Annotated in this window: 13 protein-coding genes and 1 pseudogene; 12 read left to right on the plus strand and 2 right to left on the minus strand. The window is 34.6% G+C overall.

Annotated features, from left to right (window positions below; translation table 11 throughout):
* Window positions 1-3: 3 nt before the first annotated feature.
* From DB891_RS11750 to DB891_RS11760, 3 genes are all read left to right on the plus strand, one after another.
* Window positions 4-252, plus strand: a complete 249-nt coding sequence (locus DB891_RS11750; RefSeq protein ID WP_116763768.1) for a hypothetical protein — start codon at window positions 4-6, stop codon at window positions 250-252.
* On the plus strand, window positions 212-1,279 hold the full coding sequence (locus DB891_RS11755; protein WP_116763770.1) for a hypothetical protein: 1,068 nt from the start codon (window positions 212-214) through the stop codon (window positions 1,277-1,279). The genes DB891_RS11750 and DB891_RS11755 overlap by 41 nt, the downstream gene beginning before the upstream one ends.
* A 97-nt stretch (window positions 1,280-1,376) precedes the next feature.
* Window positions 1,377-2,528 (plus strand): hypothetical protein, encoded by a 1,152-nt coding sequence (locus DB891_RS11760; RefSeq protein WP_116763772.1) that lies wholly within the window; start codon window positions 1,377-1,379, stop codon window positions 2,526-2,528.
* Window positions 2,529-2,561: 33 nt separating this feature from the next.
* Here DB891_RS11760 and DB891_RS11765 read toward each other — a convergent pair whose 3' ends face one another.
* The gene (locus DB891_RS11765; protein WP_116763774.1) at window positions 2,562-3,284 is read right to left on the minus strand and encodes a DUF4197 domain-containing protein; all 723 of its coding nucleotides are present in this window, start codon (window positions 3,282-3,284) and stop codon (window positions 2,562-2,564) included.
* Between the two features lie 243 nt (window positions 3,285-3,527).
* Between DB891_RS11765 and DB891_RS11770 the strand changes: the two genes are divergently transcribed.
* The 4 genes from DB891_RS11770 (at window position 3,528) to DB891_RS11785 (ending at window position 7,063) form a co-directional block, all read left to right on the plus strand.
* Entirely contained in the window at window positions 3,528-4,184 is a 657-nt protein-coding gene (locus DB891_RS11770; protein WP_116763776.1) for a VOC family protein, read from the plus strand.
* Window positions 4,185-4,254: 70 nt separating this feature from the next.
* Complete coding sequence (locus DB891_RS11775; protein ID WP_116763778.1) at window positions 4,255-5,298, plus strand: methyltransferase; 1,044 nt, start codon at window positions 4,255-4,257, stop codon at window positions 5,296-5,298.
* A 304-nt stretch (window positions 5,299-5,602) separates the two neighbouring features.
* Window positions 5,603-6,565, plus strand: coding sequence for a putative zinc-binding metallopeptidase (locus tag DB891_RS11780; protein ID WP_116763779.1), 963 nt, complete (start codon window positions 5,603-5,605; stop codon window positions 6,563-6,565).
* An 87-nt stretch (window positions 6,566-6,652) separates the two neighbouring features.
* On the plus strand, window positions 6,653-7,063 hold the full coding sequence (locus tag DB891_RS11785) for a DUF6438 domain-containing protein (protein WP_116763781.1): 411 nt from the start codon (window positions 6,653-6,655) through the stop codon (window positions 7,061-7,063).
* A gap of 198 nt (window positions 7,064-7,261) precedes the next feature.
* On the opposite strand, the gene purU is transcribed toward DB891_RS11785, so the two are convergent.
* Window positions 7,262-8,116, minus strand: coding sequence for a formyltetrahydrofolate deformylase (gene purU, locus DB891_RS11790; protein ID WP_116763784.1), 855 nt, complete (start codon window positions 8,114-8,116; stop codon window positions 7,262-7,264).
* Between the two features lie 318 nt (window positions 8,117-8,434).
* Between purU and DB891_RS11795 the strand changes: the two genes are divergently transcribed.
* From DB891_RS11795 to DB891_RS11810, 5 genes and pseudogenes are all read left to right on the plus strand, one after another.
* Complete coding sequence (locus DB891_RS11795) at window positions 8,435-11,887, plus strand: methylmalonyl-CoA mutase family protein (protein ID WP_116763786.1); 3,453 nt, start codon at window positions 8,435-8,437, stop codon at window positions 11,885-11,887.
* Between the two features lie 314 nt (window positions 11,888-12,201).
* Window positions 12,202-12,897, plus strand: coding sequence for a RhuM family protein (gene rhuM, locus DB891_RS11800; RefSeq protein ID WP_223256096.1), 696 nt, complete (start codon window positions 12,202-12,204; stop codon window positions 12,895-12,897).
* An 87-nt stretch (window positions 12,898-12,984) separates the two neighbouring features.
* A complete protein-coding gene (locus DB891_RS17785; RefSeq protein WP_223256097.1) occupies window positions 12,985-13,125 on the plus strand; it encodes a hypothetical protein in 141 nt (46 codons plus the stop codon).
* Window positions 13,126-13,659: 534 nt separating this feature from the next.
* Window positions 13,660-14,880: a 3-oxoacyl-[acyl-carrier-protein] synthase III C-terminal domain-containing protein gene (locus DB891_RS11805; protein WP_189337141.1), complete on the plus strand. Its 1,221-nt coding sequence runs from the start codon at window positions 13,660-13,662 to the stop codon at window positions 14,878-14,880.
* A gap of 1,593 nt (window positions 14,881-16,473) precedes the next feature.
* Window positions 16,474-18,521: pseudogene (locus DB891_RS11810) on the plus strand (hypothetical protein); the annotation flags it as partial.

Here is an 18,521-nt window from a genome sequence, read left to right on the forward strand (position 1 = left end):
AAAATGAAATTTAAAAAACCAGCATTTCCATACATCATTGTACTTGTAAGTATCGTTTCGTTTTCTGTTTTTTCAGAAAATATCCTCTTGAATATGACCCAAAATAATTTGGTTTTTCAAGTTAGCAAAAGTAAAACTGAGTTCCCCAATAAAGCATTTGACAAAGAGGTTCATTCGATTGTTTTTAAAGAAAATAAAAAAAGATTGCTGCATGAAAATAATATTAAAAAAGGGAAATACCAATACAACTGAAATTGTACCAATATTTAAAAACAAAAAATCAATAAAAATGGAAAAGGAAAAATGTAATAAAAGGTTATTCATTTTAGCAATTACCTTGCTTATGAATGGTATGTTGTTTGGTCAAAATGCAAAAAAAATTGTGCCCAAAACTGAAAATGATAAAATTGTCATCATAGGCAATAAGGCACATGATTATTACGCATTAAATGAAGATAAAGCAGTAAAAGTTGAAATGGAAGGACCAGGGGAACTTATAATGTACACCAGAGTTCTATTGAATAAAGATCAAAAAAAATCAACGGATTTTATTGTAAAATTCACCAAGGATATGAAGAACCCCCATGTGAGTATTATAGATCCTTTGAATGTAGATCCAACTGCAAAAACTTCTGAAAAAGCAGTAACTATTGAAAATAAAATGCTCATCAGTGTGCCTCCAGGAAAGCATAATTATTTGTTCTATAAAAAAGGTTCTACAGAGGCGATATATTCACATTATGCTTTCAGAAAAGGAACAACAATGAATTGGAATAAAGCCAATTCTAAAACTAATCTTGAAAAAGTCGTTTTGACTTCGCTCGATAAGAAAAAGACAAATGATTTTTATAGGATTAATGAGAAACAAGTTTTTATAGGGCAAGCTAATCCAGGCGATTATTTAAAATTTGTGTTGCGTTCCGAATGTGACAAAACAGATTTAAAATCGGGTAAGACTAAAATTGCTTTGAGTGTTGATGGTAAAGTCGTGCAGAAATATACTTTGTTTTATAAGCCAACAAAAAAAATGGTTTATGAAAATGAAATTGGGAAAGTTCCGGGAAAACCAAAAGAAGTTGTCTTTCTAATTCCTAAAAGGAGCAGCAATAAAACAATCGATTATCAGATTGCAGTTTTAGATAATAACAAGAATGCTTTAGTCAGTATGAACACTTGCTCAGACTACCAATCTGTAGCTAAGAAAGATCATAAAGTTACTGCTTTGTCTAATAAAAAAACATTGAAAACAACACCCGAAAAAGAGAGTAAGAAATTATAAAGACTCTCTAGCAATGTCTTTTAAGAATTTTATTCAATAATGATATTTGCAAGGAAATTGTAAATATAAATGTCACTAATACCAATGAATCTTTAAAATGAAACAAATTAAAATACTGATTTTTATTATAATTATTGCTTTTCCAAAACTAATGCAAGGGCAATTTACACAAAAGTATAGCTTATCTACAACCACAGGATATGCAAGCAATATTTTTAAGTCGCCCGATTCGTTAGCCGTTAAGATTGATAGTATCAAAGAGGTTCAATACAAAAATGACCTTTGGGATAATAGTGCTTATCAGGGATTTATTGCTTCTGTAAAAATTAGTAACAAATGGGGTAAACAGGAGTTAAGCGGTAAAATAGAACCAGAATTAAATTATTATTATGCTTTGCCTAAAAAAAGTTATTTTAATTTAAGATCATTTCTTAATTATAAATATAATTTCAAAAAGAAGTTCAGATTTGAAAGTAATCTAAATTATTATTATATCAATAGAAACGGAACCAATTTTGATGATGTCGAACTGCCTACTCCGCTAGGTTATCAATTATTGGAAGTTAATAACGGTTTGCATTGGCGTTTCTCAAAACAAAACCGATCTTCGTTTGCTGTGGTTTTTGAAAATAAAAATTATGCTCCAAGTATCAAAACTCATTTGCTTTATAATAATATAGGAGCTGAGTTTGAAACCAAACAATCTTTTTACAATAATGATCTACAAAATACAATTGGTTTTAGGATTGGGTATTATAATAGATTTTATGAAATTACTGAAAACAAGAATAATATCATTACTGCCAAAAGAGATTGGAGGTATATTGAAGCAGGTGTTTTCTACAGTTACCCCATCAGCAAAATAATCAAATTGACTGCGGGTATTGATTATCAAAAAAGAATTGATAAAACATTGACTTTGGATGGTTATAAAATGTTCAATCCTATGCTGGCTCTAGAGTTTGAAGGAGAAAGATATTCTATAAAATCAAAATTTAATTATAAGGACAGACTTTATTCCAACAGAATGGGAAATGTTGAAAATGTGGGGGATAATGAAACACCAATGATGCATTATAAGTACTATTTGTTTGCGACAAAAGGGGCTTTTCAATTAACAAAGAAGCTGTATTTTATTGCGAATATTGATTTTGATATTAGAGAGACCAATAAAGAGAATGTTAATTCTAGATCGTTTAGAGGGTATAAGATTTTTGATGTTGGAATGGGGCTAAAATATGACTTTTAGCCCAAAAGAAATGTTTGACTACTAGATTTAAAATTATTTTTTATCCTGCAAAGCAAAAACTTTTTTCAAAACCTCTGAGGTTCTGGAGTTCAAATTGGTTCTAATGTTTTTTTCTTCAACGGTAATCATTTTAAAAACACCCTCCAAGGCTTTGTTGGTTGTATAATCGGTAATATCAGGATTCACTTTAGATACAAACGGAATCGTATTGTATTGTTTTATAATGGTACTCCAAACCACATCGGCACCCACTTTACCAATTGATTTTTGTACTACAGGACTAAACTTGGCATACAAAGCAGCCGATGTGGTCGATTGCAAATAAACCGTTGCAGCATTTTCTTTTCCGAGTAAGATACTTTTGGCATCAGTAATGGTTAAGTTTTTTATCGATGACACAAATATTGGGGTAGCTTCTTTTACGGCATCTTCGGCAGCACGATTTAAAGCAAGAATACCTTCATCTGCCAATTTTGACATTCCAATTTTTCTTAATGTTTTGTCTACTTTGGCTAATTCTTCGGGCATTAAAATTTTTACGGCTGCATTTCTATAGAAACCATCTGTTGCGGTCAATTTAGAAACTTGTTCCGTTATACCTTTATTTAGGGCTTCTTTTAGGCCTGAGGCAATGTCTAAACTGTTGTTTGTTTTGGTGACTGCATTGATTTTCTCAGACGCTTTTGTCAATATATCTTTGAATTGGGCATTACTAATTGCTGGTAGGATCAGGAGTAGGAATAGAGCTTTCTTCATTTTGTTTTAATTTTTTTTCAAATGTAAACAAACAATATTTATTGATGAAGAGCAATTTCCAGATCAAATGCTAAAAAAGGATTGATTTCGTTTGTAATAATCGATTGTGTTTATTTATTATATTTGTAATCGATTGAATTGCAGTTGTTTATTTGTTTTGTATGGTTGATTAAGAATGGGGTTTGAAGAAAGTTAAAAGTGAAATTGATTTAAGGAAATTAAGATAATTATAATTTTAACAAGATGAAGATACTAGAACTGGAATTGTTATCGGATGATATTGGTAAAACGGAAGTTTTCTATAACGAGGTTTTGGGATTGAAAACGATGAGTAAAGAGGATTCTGGTATTTCATTCAATGCAGGTTCGACAAAACTGACTTTCCGACCTTCGATAAATATAAAACCAGTATATCACTTTGCTTTTGATGTGCCTAACAACAAACTCTTAGAAGCCTTTGACTGGATAGAAAAGAAAACGGAAATCATGTATGTTATTCCGCCCGATAAAATTGCCGATTTCTACAATTGGAACGCCAAGTCCTTTTATTTTTATGACAATAATGGAAATATTTTGGAATTCATTGCACGAAATGATTTGGATAACGCCTCTCAAAAACCGTTTGATGGCTCATCAATTCTATCGGTTAGTGAGATTGGGTTGGTTTCTGAGAATGTAGCTGTACAATGCGATGAACTGTTTGATAAGTATGGACTTACTGCTTATTCAAAACAACCGAAACTAAATAAATTCATCGTTTTAGGAACCGTAACAGGGCTTTTTATCCTTGTGGAAGAAAACCGAGATTGGTATCCAACAGATAAAAAATCAAAGTCATTTTGGACAAAAGTGGTTTTTAGTGTTGATTGCGAAACAAAGGAGATTGTGATTTTAGAATAAAAGTATTAATGATATGCATACAAATAGCAGAAAACAGAAAAAAAGAACACTTAACTAAAAATAAACAAAAATGGAAAAACATGACAATCAGCCATCACCGGCGAGTATTATGCAAATTGGCTCTGGATTTTGGGCTTCAAAAGTGTTGCTGGCAGCAGTAAAATTTCAATTATTCACCAAACTTGCCGAAAAAGGAAAAATGTCTGCTCAGCAAATAAAGGCGATGTTGAGTCTGAAATGTACCGATATTCATTTGTATGATTTTTTAGATGCCTTAACTGGATTTGGATTTCTCCATCGGGATGGGCTTTTAGAATCGGCGGTTTATTCAAATAGCATTCATACCGATGCTTTTTTGGATATAAATAAACCAACCTATATTGGTGGAATGTTAGAAATGATGAACAATCGTTTGTATCAATTTTGGGGAAATCTTGAAGAAGGGTTGCTAACAGGTTTACCACAAAACGAAATTAAATCAGGAGAAGAAAATTTATTTGGAGAACTTTATAAATCACCCGAAAAATTATTGGAGTTTATCAATGCGATGGGGAGTATTCAAAATGGAAACTTTAATGCTCTTGCTCAACTTTTTGATTTTTCAAAATATAAAACTTTAACGGATGTAGGTGGGTCAGGTGCTATGTTGTCAATGATGGTTGCTAAGTATCAATCTCATATGAACTGTATCAGTTTTGATCTTCCTGCAGTTGAACCTATCGCAAATGCAAAAATTAAAGACGCTCAACTTTCGGACAGAGTTAAAACAGCAAGTGGTGATTTCTTTACAGATCCATTTCCAAAAGCGGATGTAATAACGATGGGGAATATTCTCCATGACTGGGATGAATCACAAAAAATAAAATTATTGCAAAAAGCCTACGATGCCCTGCCAGAGGGAGGGGCTTTTGTCGCTATTGAAAATGTAATTGATGATGAAAGGACGAAAAATGTATTCGGAATGATGATGAGCTTGAATATGTTGATAGAAACCGGAACGGGTTTTGATTATACTTTTTCGAGTTTTAATAAATGGACGAAAAGTGTGGGATTCAAATCGACTTTAATTGTTCCGTTGACCGGGGCAGCAAGCGCGGCAATTGCTTATAAGTAGGATTTGTAATTACTTGTTTTAAGATAATAGAAAAATTTTAAAGCTCAGCGATGTTTTGAAACTCAAAAGCTAATAGCACAAAAATGAAGTTTTAATTCTGTGCCAAAAAATATTCTTTGGTATTATTCACGGATAGTTCTATTTTACAAAATGATTTTTTCGATGTTTTTATCTTCGAAAACAGCTTGTTATGCGATACCATTAAATCCTACTTTTATTTTTTAAAATTTTAAAAAATAAAAGTAGGGTTTTTTATTAGCTGCCTGTTTTATATAAAACGAAGTCTAAAATAAAAACAAATAGAATGAGAAAATTAAAAAACGTAACGTTATTGGCATTGTCATTTGCCTCATTAATTGCATTTAATTCCTGTAGTGAAGATAGTAACAATGATACGGTTCCGCAAAGTACTGTTGATACTACTAATGGTACTGGAGGAAACGGAAATTCAGCAACAACTGAGAAGGGGAGTATAACACTATATAGAATTGAAGGCGATAATATTGTTAAAGTTGAAGATTATAAAGTTACGGGTAAAGATTTAGAATACCAAAAAGACACTCAAAAGCATCAAGAAATATGGACTTTGGTTAAAAAAGTCGTGCCAACGGAATATAGAACCAAAATGACTGAATTTTTAATTTACAATGGTACGGCTGATGGTACAGCTGGCTTTGTTATCGAAAAAAACTTAGATCTAACCAAATGGAAAATGGGTATTGCCATTAATGATATAAGTGACAAACAAGAGTTGATCTATACTGTCATTCATGAGTTTGGACATATCTTAACGCTTAATAACGATCAAGTTGACGCCTCGATTAATGAAAGTTCATGTACTAATTATTTTACTGGCGAAGGTTGTGCCAAAAGCAACTCTTACATTTATAAATTGCAGAGTCAATTTTGGGGAGACATTTGGAGCCAATTCCTAACTGCACAAAAAGTAGGAGAAAGCGAATTGCAAAAGTTTTACACCAACAATAGCACCCGATTTGTAACCCAATATGCCGCTACCAATCCTGGGGAGGATATTGCAGAAGTATTTGCAACATTTGTAACTAGAAATACGGGTGCTAACGGAAATTCTATTGCCGAGCAAAAAATACAATTAATGTACAATCATCCTGAATTGGTTACTTTAAGAAGCTATATCCGAAAAAATTTAGGTTATACAGCAAGAAGTTTAGGTGCTAGCAGTACTTTACCAACTCCTGGTAGTTGGAAAAAAGCAAATTCATTTGGTAACCCAACGAAATCACACTAATATTGATTCACTAAGTGGAATGCAATAGTGAACTGGTAGTTCAAATGGGCTTAAAAAGCATTGCATTCCATTTTAAATAATAAAACAATGAAAAAATTTATAGTAATACTGATCGCTTTTCTGGGGTCATGCACTCCATCTAAAGCAGTTTTGAAAACGGATACCGCTTTGATACGGTATTCTAAAAGTGGGTGTTTAGGAAATTGTCCCGTTTATGATTTATATATTTTTGAAAATGGATCTGTTTTGTATAATGGCATTAAAAACACCTCGAAAAAGAAAGCCCATTCGACTATAACGCTGGAGAAAATAGCGGAATTAAAATCCCTTTTGAATGCTATAACCGTCGAAGATTATCAAAGTGTTAAAGGGAGAGACATTGCCATTACAGCTATAGTTTTTAATAATAAAAGGGTTAAGTATAATACTAATACAGTTACAGGAAATCTATTAAAAATAGATTCTTTAATTCAAGAAATAATCCGAGAATTTCAGTGAAGTTAGGGTACTATTCTATCATGTGACCTCATGTTGAATATCAGAACACGAATTACACGAATTCTTACTAATTTTTTTAAATAATTAATTCATTTGATTTGTGTTAATTTTTACAATTGGCGGCTAAAAAACAATTAAGGCTTCTATATCTATATAGGATAGCCATACAAACTAAAGAGTAATAAACGGTTGCATTCCCTAAGAGAACACAACCGTTTTATTATTATACACCATCGTTTTTCGTTCGGCGTGTAATTTAACGGCTCTAGCAAGTACCATGCGTTCCAAATCGCGCCCTTTTATAATAAAATCTTCTATCGAATGGCTGTGGGAAACTCTCGTAATATCTTGCGCAATAATGGGCCCTTCATCCAACTCCTCGGTAACATAATGACTGGTGGCACCTATGATTTTTACCCCACGCTTGAAAGCCGAATGATAAGGTTTGGCACCTGGAAATGCAGGTAAAAAGGAATGGTGAATATTGATGATTTTGTTTTTGTAAAGTGCAATCAAATTTGGAGTGATAATTTGCATATAACGCGCCAAAACAATAAAATCAATATCAAATTTTTTCAATAATTCAATCTGCTCTTTTTCGCCTTCATCCTTATTGTCTTTGGTAAAAGGAACATGAAAAAACGGAATATTAAAACGTTCGGCCACGGGTTTCAGATCTTCATGATTGCTTAGGATCAAAGGAATTTTGAGAGGCAATTCGCCAGAAGAATAACGTCCCAAAATATCATACAAACAATGGTCGTATTTAGATATAAACAACGCCATTTTTGGTTTTTCATCCTGCGTATGCATCGCCCAAGTCATGTTGAATGGTGTCGCAAGATTCGTTTGAAAATGTTCTTTTATGCTTTCAATATTCCAAGTGGATTTGCTAAACTCGCATTCCAATCGCATAAAAAATACATTTTCGTCGGCATCAACATGTTGATCCAAATAAATAATATTTCCGTCAATCGAAGCGATATAATTGGTCACTGAGGCAATAATTGCTTTTTGGTCTTTGCAATGTATAAGTATGGTGATTTTTTGCATTGGTTTAAAATTTTCTAAAAATAATTAGGAGCTATTCCCGCTGTACACTACAAGTCCTCACTTATAAAAGTATTTTTCTAAGCCCCAAAAAGAGCTTCCTTTGGTCGCTTTTTTGGTGCAAGAAAAATTACTTTTATAAGCTCCGGGCTTTTCGTTTCCATCAGGGCTAGATCTCGAAAATACCGATTTTTTTCTCAAAACTAAACTTATTTTCCTAATAAAAAACAACGTTATCATATTTTGTGTTTTATGTTATTTTTGATGATTTTTATTTTAAAAATTGCGTAAATTGCGCTCTTAAATTATCATATTCACAAAATGGAATTAGTTAAACCGTACGTACCAGTAAATAAAGTCCGAATTGTAACTGCCGCATCACTTTTTGATGGACACGATGCTGCAATCAATATAATGAGAAGAATTATTCAGTCCACAGGAGTTGAGGTAATTCATTTGGGACATGATAGAAGTGTAGAGGAAGTGGTCAATACCGCCATTCAAGAAGATGCCAATGCTATCGCTATGACTTCCTACCAAGGGGGACATAACGAATACTTTAAATATATGTATGATTTGCTTCAAGAAAAAGGAGCAGGGCATATCAAGATTTTCGGCGGAGGTGGAGGAGTAATCCTGCCTTCGGAAATAGCCGAATTACAAGACTACGGAATTACCAGAATTTATGCGCCAGACGATGGGCGTGCGATGGGATTGCAAGGAATGATCAATGATTTAGTACAACGATCTGATTTTCCTATCGGGGATAAATTAACAAATGAACTCGATTTATTAGAAAGCAAAACTCCTACAGCTATTGCGCGTTTAATTTCGGCTGCCGAGAATTTCCCGGAAATTGCTAAACCCATTTTTGATCAAATTCATAAAATAAATACCGATTGCAAAACTCCAGTATTGGGGATCACTGGAACAGGTGGTTCTGGAAAATCCTCTTTGGTAGACGAATTAGTTCGCCGTTTCTTAATCGATTTCCCTGAAAAAACAATTGGATTAATATCTGTAGACCCCTCCAAACGTAAAACGGGTGGAGCATTACTAGGGGATAGAATTCGTATGAATGCCATTAACAACTCTAGAGTGTATATGCGTTCATTGGCAACTCGTCAATCCAATTTGGCATTGTCAAAATATGTAGCTGATGCGATTCAGGTTTTAAAAGCAGCAAAATACGACATCATAATCCTTGAAACTTCGGGTATCGGACAATCGGATACGGAGATTATGGATCATTCTGATGTTTCTTTATATGTAATGACGCCAGAATTTGGAGCAGCAACCCAATTGGAAAAAATCGATATGCTTGATTTTGCCGATTTAGTGGCGTTAAATAAATTCGATAAACGCGGTGCACTGGATGCCATTCGTGATGTAAAAAAACAGTACCAACGCAATCATAATCTTTGGGATGTAAATCCAGATGAAATGCCGGTTTTTGGAACTATTGCCTCACAATTCAACGATCCGGGGATGAATACGTTGTACAAATCCATCATGGATGTAATTGTTGAGAAAACGGAATCTGATTTGAAATCGACTTTTCAAATCACTCGTGAAATGAGCGAGAAGATTTTTGTTATTCCACCTCACAGAACGCGTTACTTATCGGAGATTGCCGAAAATAACAGAAAATACGATGCTACAGCTTTAAGCCAGGAACAAGTGGCTCAAAAGTTATACGGTATATTCAAAACCATAGAAAGTGTTTCCGGAAAAGTTCCAGTAATCACTAAAGCAGGAATTGATGAAGATTCGGTATTGCCAAGTGCTTTAGAATTAGAAAAACCAAGTGGAACAGAGAATAAGATCTTTTTAAATCTTTTATTGAATCAATTCGATAAAGTAAAAATGGATTTGGATCCACACAATTGGAAAATGATTTTGCATTGGGACGAAAAAGTCAATAAATACAAAGACCCAGTTTATACCTTTAAAGTACGTCACAAAGAAATAAAAATGGCTACCCACACAGAGTCACTTTCGCACTCCCAAATTCCAAAAGTGGCGATGCCAAAGTATAAAGCTTGGGGAGATATTTTGCGTTGGTGTTTGCAGGAAAATGTTCCTGGAGAATTTCCTTTTACGGCTGGTTTGTATCCATTTAAACGTGAAGGAGAAGATCCGTCTCGTATGTTTGCTGGAGAAGGTGGGCCAGAAAGAACCAATAAACGTTTCCATTATGTGAGCGCAGGATTGCCAGCCAAAAGACTTTCCACAGCTTTTGATAGTGTGACTTTATACGGAAACGATCCGCACATTCGTCCTGATATTTATGGAAAAATTGGGAACGCTGGAGTTTCGATTTGCTGTTTGGACGATGCCAAAAAATTATATTCTGGTTTCGATCTAGTGCATGCCATGACTTCGGTAAGTATGACCATCAATGGACCAGCACCAATGTTGCTTGGATTCTTTATGAATGCAGCTATCGATCAGCAATGTGAATATTATATAAAAGAAAATAATCTTGAAGAGGAGGTTGCCGAAAAGATCAACGAAATCTACAAGCATAAAGGAGTAGAACGCCCACATTATCAAGGCGATTTACCAGAGGGGAATGATGGTTTGGGATTATTCCTTTTGGGAGTAACTGGTGATCAAGTATTGCCAACGGAAGTGTATAATGAAATAAAAGTCAGAACACTTTCGCAAGTTCGTGGAACGGTTCAAGCCGATATCCTAAAAGAAGATCAAGCCCAAAATACCTGTATTTTCTCTACCGAATTTGCTTTGCGATTGATGGGAGATGTTCAGGAATATTTTATTAACAAAAATGTAAGGAACTTTTATTCGGTTTCTATTTCAGGATACCATATTGCCGAGGCGGGTGCCAATCCAATAACGCAATTGGCTTTCACGCTTTCAAACGGTTTCACTTACGTGGAATATTATTTGAGCCGTGGAATGGATATCAATGATTTTGGACCAAATTTATCGTTCTTTTTCTCGAACGGTGTCGATCCGGAATATGCGGTTATTGGCCGTGTAGCACGTAAAATTTGGGCGAAAGCCATGAAAAATAAATACGGAGCCAACGAAAGAGCTCAAATGTTGAAATACCATATTCAAACTTCTGGACGTTCGCTACACGCACAGGAAATTGATTTCAATGATATTCGTACGACTTTACAAGCGTTGTATGCTATTTATGATAACTGTAACTCGTTGCATACCAATGCGTATGACGAAGCAATTACCACGCCAACGGAAGAATCGGTTCGTAGAGCTATGGCAATTCAGTTGATTATCAATAAAGAATTAGGTCTAGCCAAAAACGAAAATCCTATTCAAGGTTCATTCATTATCGAAGAACTAACGGATTTAGTAGAAGCTGCTGTTTTACAGGAATTTGATAGAATTACGGAACGTGGCGGTGTACTTGGAGCTATGGAAACCATGTACCAACGTTCTAAAATTCAAGAAGAAAGTTTGTATTATGAAACCTTGAAACATACCGGTGAATTTCCAATTATTGGGGTAAATACCTTCTTGAGTTCAAAAGGTTCTCCAACGGTAATTCCAGCCGAAGTCATTCGTGCCACCGAAGAAGAAAAACAATACCAAATCACGATGTTGGATCATTTGCATCAAGCGAATCAGGATTTAGTAAATGAACATTTGAATACGCTACAAGAAGCAGCCATCAAAAATGAAAATTTATTCGAACACTTGATGGAAGCGACGAAAGTATGTTCTTTGGGACAAATCACCGAAGCTTTGTTTGAAGTGGGAGGGCAGTACAGAAGAAATATGTAGATTTTTATAATTAAATCCATAAAGCAATGTTTGGTTGCTTTATGCGATATTTGAATACTCATAAAAACACATTTGGTTAACTAATCGTTGACTGAATGTGTTTTTTGTTTGTAGGTAAACAACTCTTGTAAATGTTTAGTCGATTTTTAATACTAAAAAACTATTTTTAGTATTTTTCTTATTTAAATTATTTTATATGACTTAGCTAAATGCTTTTTAAATAGTAATTTATAGAATATGGAAAACCAAATTGAAATATATAAATCCAAAGATAATATAGCTGAGGTTAGCGTGATTTTTGAGCAGGATACTGTTTGGCTCACTCAAACCAATTGTCTGATTTATTCAATAAAGACAGAACTGTTATTTCAAAGCATATTAGCAATATATTCAAAGAAAATGAATTGGATAAAGAAGTGGTATGTACAAAATTTGCACATACCACTCAACATGGCGCGATAAAAGGGAAAACACAGGAAGCAACTAGTATTTACTACAACCTCGACGTCATCATTTCAGTAGGCTATCGCGTAAAATCCAAACAAGGAACCCAATTTAGACAATGGGCGACTCAACGCTTAAAAGATTATTTGGTTAAAGGTTATGCAATAAACGAAAAACGTTTAAAGGAAGCCGAAAACAAGTTTCAGGAATTAAAGCAAGCGGTTTGCTTGTTGGAAACTATTGTGAAAACAAAAGTCATTACGGGGGATGAAGCTCAAGGTTTATTGAAGGTGTTGAGCGATTATGCTTTTGCTTTAGATATTTTAGATCAATACGATCATCAAACCTTAAAAATTGGCGAAACGGATTATAAAGAAGTTTTCAGAATTTCCTATAAAGAAGCCAAAAAAGCGATTGAAGGGTTGAAAACTAAATTCGGCGGTTCCCAATTGTTTGGCAACGAAAAAGACGACTCTTTCAAAGGTTCTTTAGGAAATATTTACCAAACCTTTGACGGTATTGAATTGTATTCATCTGTTGAAGAAAAAGCAGCGCACCTTTTGTAATTTGTAACCAAAAATCATTCCTTTTCGGATGGGAACAAGCGTATTGCCGCTTTTCTGTTTGTATGGTTTTTAGATCGTAATGCGTTATTGTATCATGAAGGTAATAAAGTAATTGATGATAATGCTTTAGTAGCACTTACTTTGATGATTGCCGAATCAAAATCGGATGATAAAGACATGATGGTTAAGGTTGTTGTTAATTTGATAAACAATAGAAACCCACATTAAAAAACATTTTTCTTCCGATGAGATGAAAAAGTGGGTTCCTGACAACCAAAATTTAAATACTTTTTCGGAAGAAAATAAGAGATTTAAAACCTTTAGAAAAAATACTTCGTGGAATCGAAATGAATTGAAATCATATAGTGTATAATTAGCTTTTGAAATTTTACTAAAGTCCCCCAATAATTGTTTTTTGATTAGAAAAAAATCATAAAAAATAGATGAATAAAATAGGGTAAGTAAGTCTTATTATTCGTTGATTAGAAGTTAATAAATTTAAGTAGTTCATTTCTCATAATGTATTGATTGCTAGTATTTTAACAAAAATACAACATATCTAAACACCTGTAAATCAAGCGCATACGCCACTTTTGCCTTTACGGATTAATTGTCTTGTTTTTTTTAAGATCTTTTAATTTAATTTTGTTAAAGGAATTAATTTAAAAGGCTATGAAATGAGCATGACCGTAAATTGGTCGCAAACACCAATGATGATATGCGAATTACATATGACCGATGAAAAACAATAAATATCAGCATATGAAAAGTATTATTATTTCCAATTTTCATCCCATTCTAGTTAGTAAATTATTAGAGCAGGAAAAGCTTAATCAGTACACCAAGTTTTTATATTATCATTTCCAAAATCTTCCAAAATCGGATGGTGCCGGGAGTGAAGGTGTTGATGATGATTCAGTTAATTTTAAGTTTATATCTGATCATGTGGATAAATATTCTGTTTCTTCCGAAAGCATTAATAGCAGACAATGTATAATTTTTGAAGAAGTTGAGGATTTTATTGAAAATATAATGGATGTTACATCACCTTCAGAATATCATTTTCCTCTTGGTTTTGAAGTGAAGTTAGGGAATTCTTATGGACCAAAAATTGAGGTTCGAATGGAATGGTTTAAAAGAAAAATGGGGTATGTTTTTGATGAATTTTATTCCAATACGACAATTAGACCTGAAAATCTTGTTCATGTCACTTGTTCGGGCTATTCTTCTCCCAGTGTGGCCCAGGAAGCGGTTATAGAAAGAAATTGGGAAACTGTTCAAGTAACCCATTCCTATCATATGGGATGTTATGGTGCTTTTCCTGCCATTCGGACAGCCAGTAGCTTAATATGTGCCAGTCCAATTAACGGAAGAGTAGATGTTGTTCATACGGAATTATTGACTGCACACTTAAATTTAACCGAGTTCTCTCCTGCAAATACCATGATTTGTTCTCTTTTTGCAGACGGCTTTATAGGCTACTCTTTATATGAAGAAAAAGCATTCATGATTGATGACACGATTCAAGAAAAAAAAGGATTGCGAATTTTAGCTTTTCACGAAGTGATCATTCCAGATTCATTAGAAGATATGTCTTGGGATTTAGGGGAGTATAATTTTTTAATGACACTTTCTAAACGGGTTCCTGTTTTTATTCGTAAAAACATCAAATCTTTTTTGACAACACTTTGTAAAAAAGGAGGGGTAGATCTTGAAGAAAAAAAATCTGAGATGCATTTTGCCATTCATCCAGGAGGGCCAAAAATAATCGATTATGTGGTAAATGAAGTAGGATTGTTAAAAGAGCAAGCCCGTTGGTCTTATGAAGTGCTACGGAAACATGGTAACATGTCTTCTGCCACTGTCCCTCATATTTTTAATGAAATTGTAAATGATCCAACCATCGAATCCGGGACAAAAGTTGTGGCGATGGCATTTGGACCCGGTCTTACGGCAACAGGGCTCTTGCTGGAAAAGTTATAGTTTTTTAAGGAGCTTACTTTTTTATAGCTACATAATATATCTTTCGAGTTACTTACCTAAATACCATTTCAATTTTTTTTAAACCATTAAGAAATTAAGGTTCATTTAGATTCAATGCTTAATGAACCTTAATCTCAATGGTTAATTTTTTTTGGTTCTTCGCCAAAACAATTTTAGAGAAACATATGGACAAGTATATAAGACCATTGATTATTCTATTTTAATCCAAAATTTTTGGTATAATGCCGTGGTATATTTCATTTAGGCCAATTTTTTATTGGGCTAATTTGAAATAACCAACGGTATAAATCTTCTTTTTGCTACAAATCTTTACTCAAACACTAACCTTGAATTTGTCATTTTGTCAAGATAAAAATGGATTGATGTCAATTTAAAGTTATTATTTGTCTCCTTGTTTCTTTTAGGATTGATTCCATTACTATGTTTTTAAGGCAGCTTTAATTTTAAAGTACTGTAATTAACATAATATTACTAAATTAAGTTAACAGTCAAACACTTAATAACTTGAAAATCAGTAAATTAACAAACAAAATAGTATCTTAAAATTGCTTTGTTTGCGTACTACTATTCTTAGCGAGTATGTTGTTTGTCGGTAAAAACAGTATTTTGTCGTTTTCTTTTGTTAATTTTTCACTCCCTCTTTATTTATAAATTACTTTTAATAGTGATTAATTTTTAAGATAATTTTAGGTTGTTTGTAAAGCAACTGTTTAGTTAACAAAGGGATTTGTTGTTATGTTTTTTTTAACAAAATTGCTTTTGGTGATGGGGTACTTCATAAAATTAATTTTTATGAAGGGGCATTTTTAAACAAGTTTTCTCCCCAAGTTTGAAAACTTTTGTTTTGTCCTACTTTTATAAATTTCAATGCTAACTGTTTTAATTAGAGTTTTTAAGGTTGCTCTTTAGCAACAATCTGGTTAATAAAAGAATTTAGTTATTGTTCCCCACAATAGAATATCTTTTTGATGATGGAGTACTTTGTAAAGTTGTTTTTTATGAAGATGTTTCGTTTCCTGCAAGTTTTCTCCCCAAGTTTGAAAACTTTTGTTTTGTCCTACTTTTATAAATTTCAATGCTAATTGTTTTAATTAGAGTTTTTAAGGTTGCTCTTTAGCAACAATCTGGTTAATAAAAGAATTTAGTTATTGTTCCCCACAATAGAATATCCTTTTGATGATGGAGTACTTCGTAAATGTGTTTATGAAGGTGGTTGTAGTACCTCAAGTTTTATATTCCAAATCAGTAAACTTTCTGGTTTCCTTTTTGATTAGTATTCTAATTGTTTTAAAACCACTTTTTTAAGTTGTTTTTTAACGTCTTTTTGGTAGATAAAAGAGTTTAATATTGTTTCCCACAATTGTAAGTTCTTTTGTGACGGGGTACTTCATGTCTTTTTTGAAGAGGGGTTATTTCTTAGGATTTATTTCCCAAATCTGTAAATTTCCTGTTTTTATCTAATTTTTATGGTATTAAACTACACTATATGAAACAGCACACTTTAGTTTTTCGTAAACCCGATATCTACTGATGCTTTCTTATTAATAATTATGGTCTTAAATCCATATTATTATGAAAAAATTTATTTTTTATACGACAAAAAGTGTACGTGACTATTGTTACACTTTTCCCTGCTGTTTCAGTGCAGGTTTCTCATGTGTCACTAATATGATTCCTATTCATCGACTGTCTAAACTATGTCTTAATTATTGGCAACAGTCGTTTGTTTTGCCTCTGATGTTGGCGGCAATTTTAATGACAACATTTACTACGAATGCCCAAAACATTCTAGGAAGGGCGCCAGTTCAAGCCCCTAAGGGAGGATTTGCTATTGATGGAAATGCATTTGTTAGATGGCCCGGTCCGCCTTTACCTGCAGATAACCCAGCTTGGGGAGACTTTTTATTTGAGAATCAGGCAGCCGCTGTCACGGCAAATCCAGGAGGGATTTTTGTACCCATCCCACCGCCTTACACTTTTCCGGATGGCCCGTTACCAGCTTCATTCTATGTTTATCCTTATACCACCTTTTTCAGGGATAATATTACCACTAGCGATCCAACTACTTTCACCAGTAGTAATAAGATCAATAATGCTGTAAGTTCTTATAGCTGGGGTGTGGGTTCATCACCAAACAAAAATGAAATTCAAAATGCGATTGCCCATTTTACTTATGGGGATCCTACTTTGACTCCACCAGGAGAAGCTGATGATTTATGGATTGTTTTCGCCGCAGACCGTCAAGTAACGGAAGGGAGCAGTTATATCGATTTTGAGATTCTTCAAAAATCGTTAACCATGACAACGACAGGAACTGACTCAAAAGGGTTTGGTTATGGGACTTTTACCTCTGCGGCGGGTACTCCAAGTGGGCGTACAATGGGAGATCTTTTAATAACTATTGAGTTTACCCAAGGTGGGGTATTCGCCAATGTTGTTGTCAGACAATGGAGTGGAACTATTTACAATATAATTACCCCAGATCCTGGGACTGTTTACGGTACTAATAATACGGCACAAACCATCGTGCCTTATCCTGTTTATAATCAGGCTCCTATCGCCACCTCACCTGTTAGTTTATGGGCGTATGCCCCAAATCAATGGGCAGAGGGAGCTGTTAATGTAAGTAGTTTTTTTGACGAGGATCCTTGTTTTGCAATTAGTACCTTGTTTGTAAGAACCAGAACTTCCGGTTCTTCCGGTCAATCAGAATTAAAGGATTTTCCTGGAGCACCTTTTCAATTGCAATTGTGTACGGATAGAGTTCCTCCGGTTATCACCTGTCCTGTGGTAACATCACCAATTAATTGTCCTGCGACTCCATCCTTTGGAGTAGCGACAGCCACCGACAACTGCCCCGGAACGATACCAATAACTTTTGTAGATGTAACCACACCAGGCAATTGTCCAGGTAACTACAGTGTGACCAGAACTTGGACGGCTACCGATGCCTGCGGCAATACCGCCTCTTGTAGCAGAACTATTCAGGTTCGTGATGTTACTCCTCCGGTAATTACGTGTCCTACGGTAACCTCGCCAATCGATTGTCCTGCGACTCCATCCTTTGGAGCAGCAACGGCCACTGATACGTGTGACCCAACTGTGGCTATAACATTTGCCGATGTAACCACACCAGGCAACTGTCCGGGGAACTATAGCGTGACCAGAACATGGACCGCCACAGATGATTGCGGTAATACCGCCTCTTGCAGCAGAACCATTCAGGTTCGCGACATTACGCCTCCGGTAATTACTTGTCCTACAGTAACCTCACCAATCGATTGCCCTGCAACTCCATCCTTTGGAACTGCGACAGCCACTGATACGTGTGACCCAACTGTGGCCATAACATTTGCCGATGTAAACACACCAGGCAATTGTCCGGGTAACTATAGCGTGACCAGAACATGGACCGCCACAGATGATTGCGGCAACACCGCAACCTGTAGCCGAACTATTCAGGTTCGCGACATTACGCCTCCTGTAATTACCTGCGTAGCGCAAACAACACCGATCAACTGTCCGGCAACACCAGTGTTTACACCGCCGACAGCCACCGACACTTGTGATCCTACTCCGACAATAACTTTTGTCGATGCAACCACTCCAGGCAACTGTCC

It is taken from the genome of Flavobacterium laiguense (genome assembly GCF_003097655.1).
GTDB classification, from domain to species: domain Bacteria; phylum Bacteroidota; class Bacteroidia; order Flavobacteriales; family Flavobacteriaceae; genus Flavobacterium; species Flavobacterium laiguense.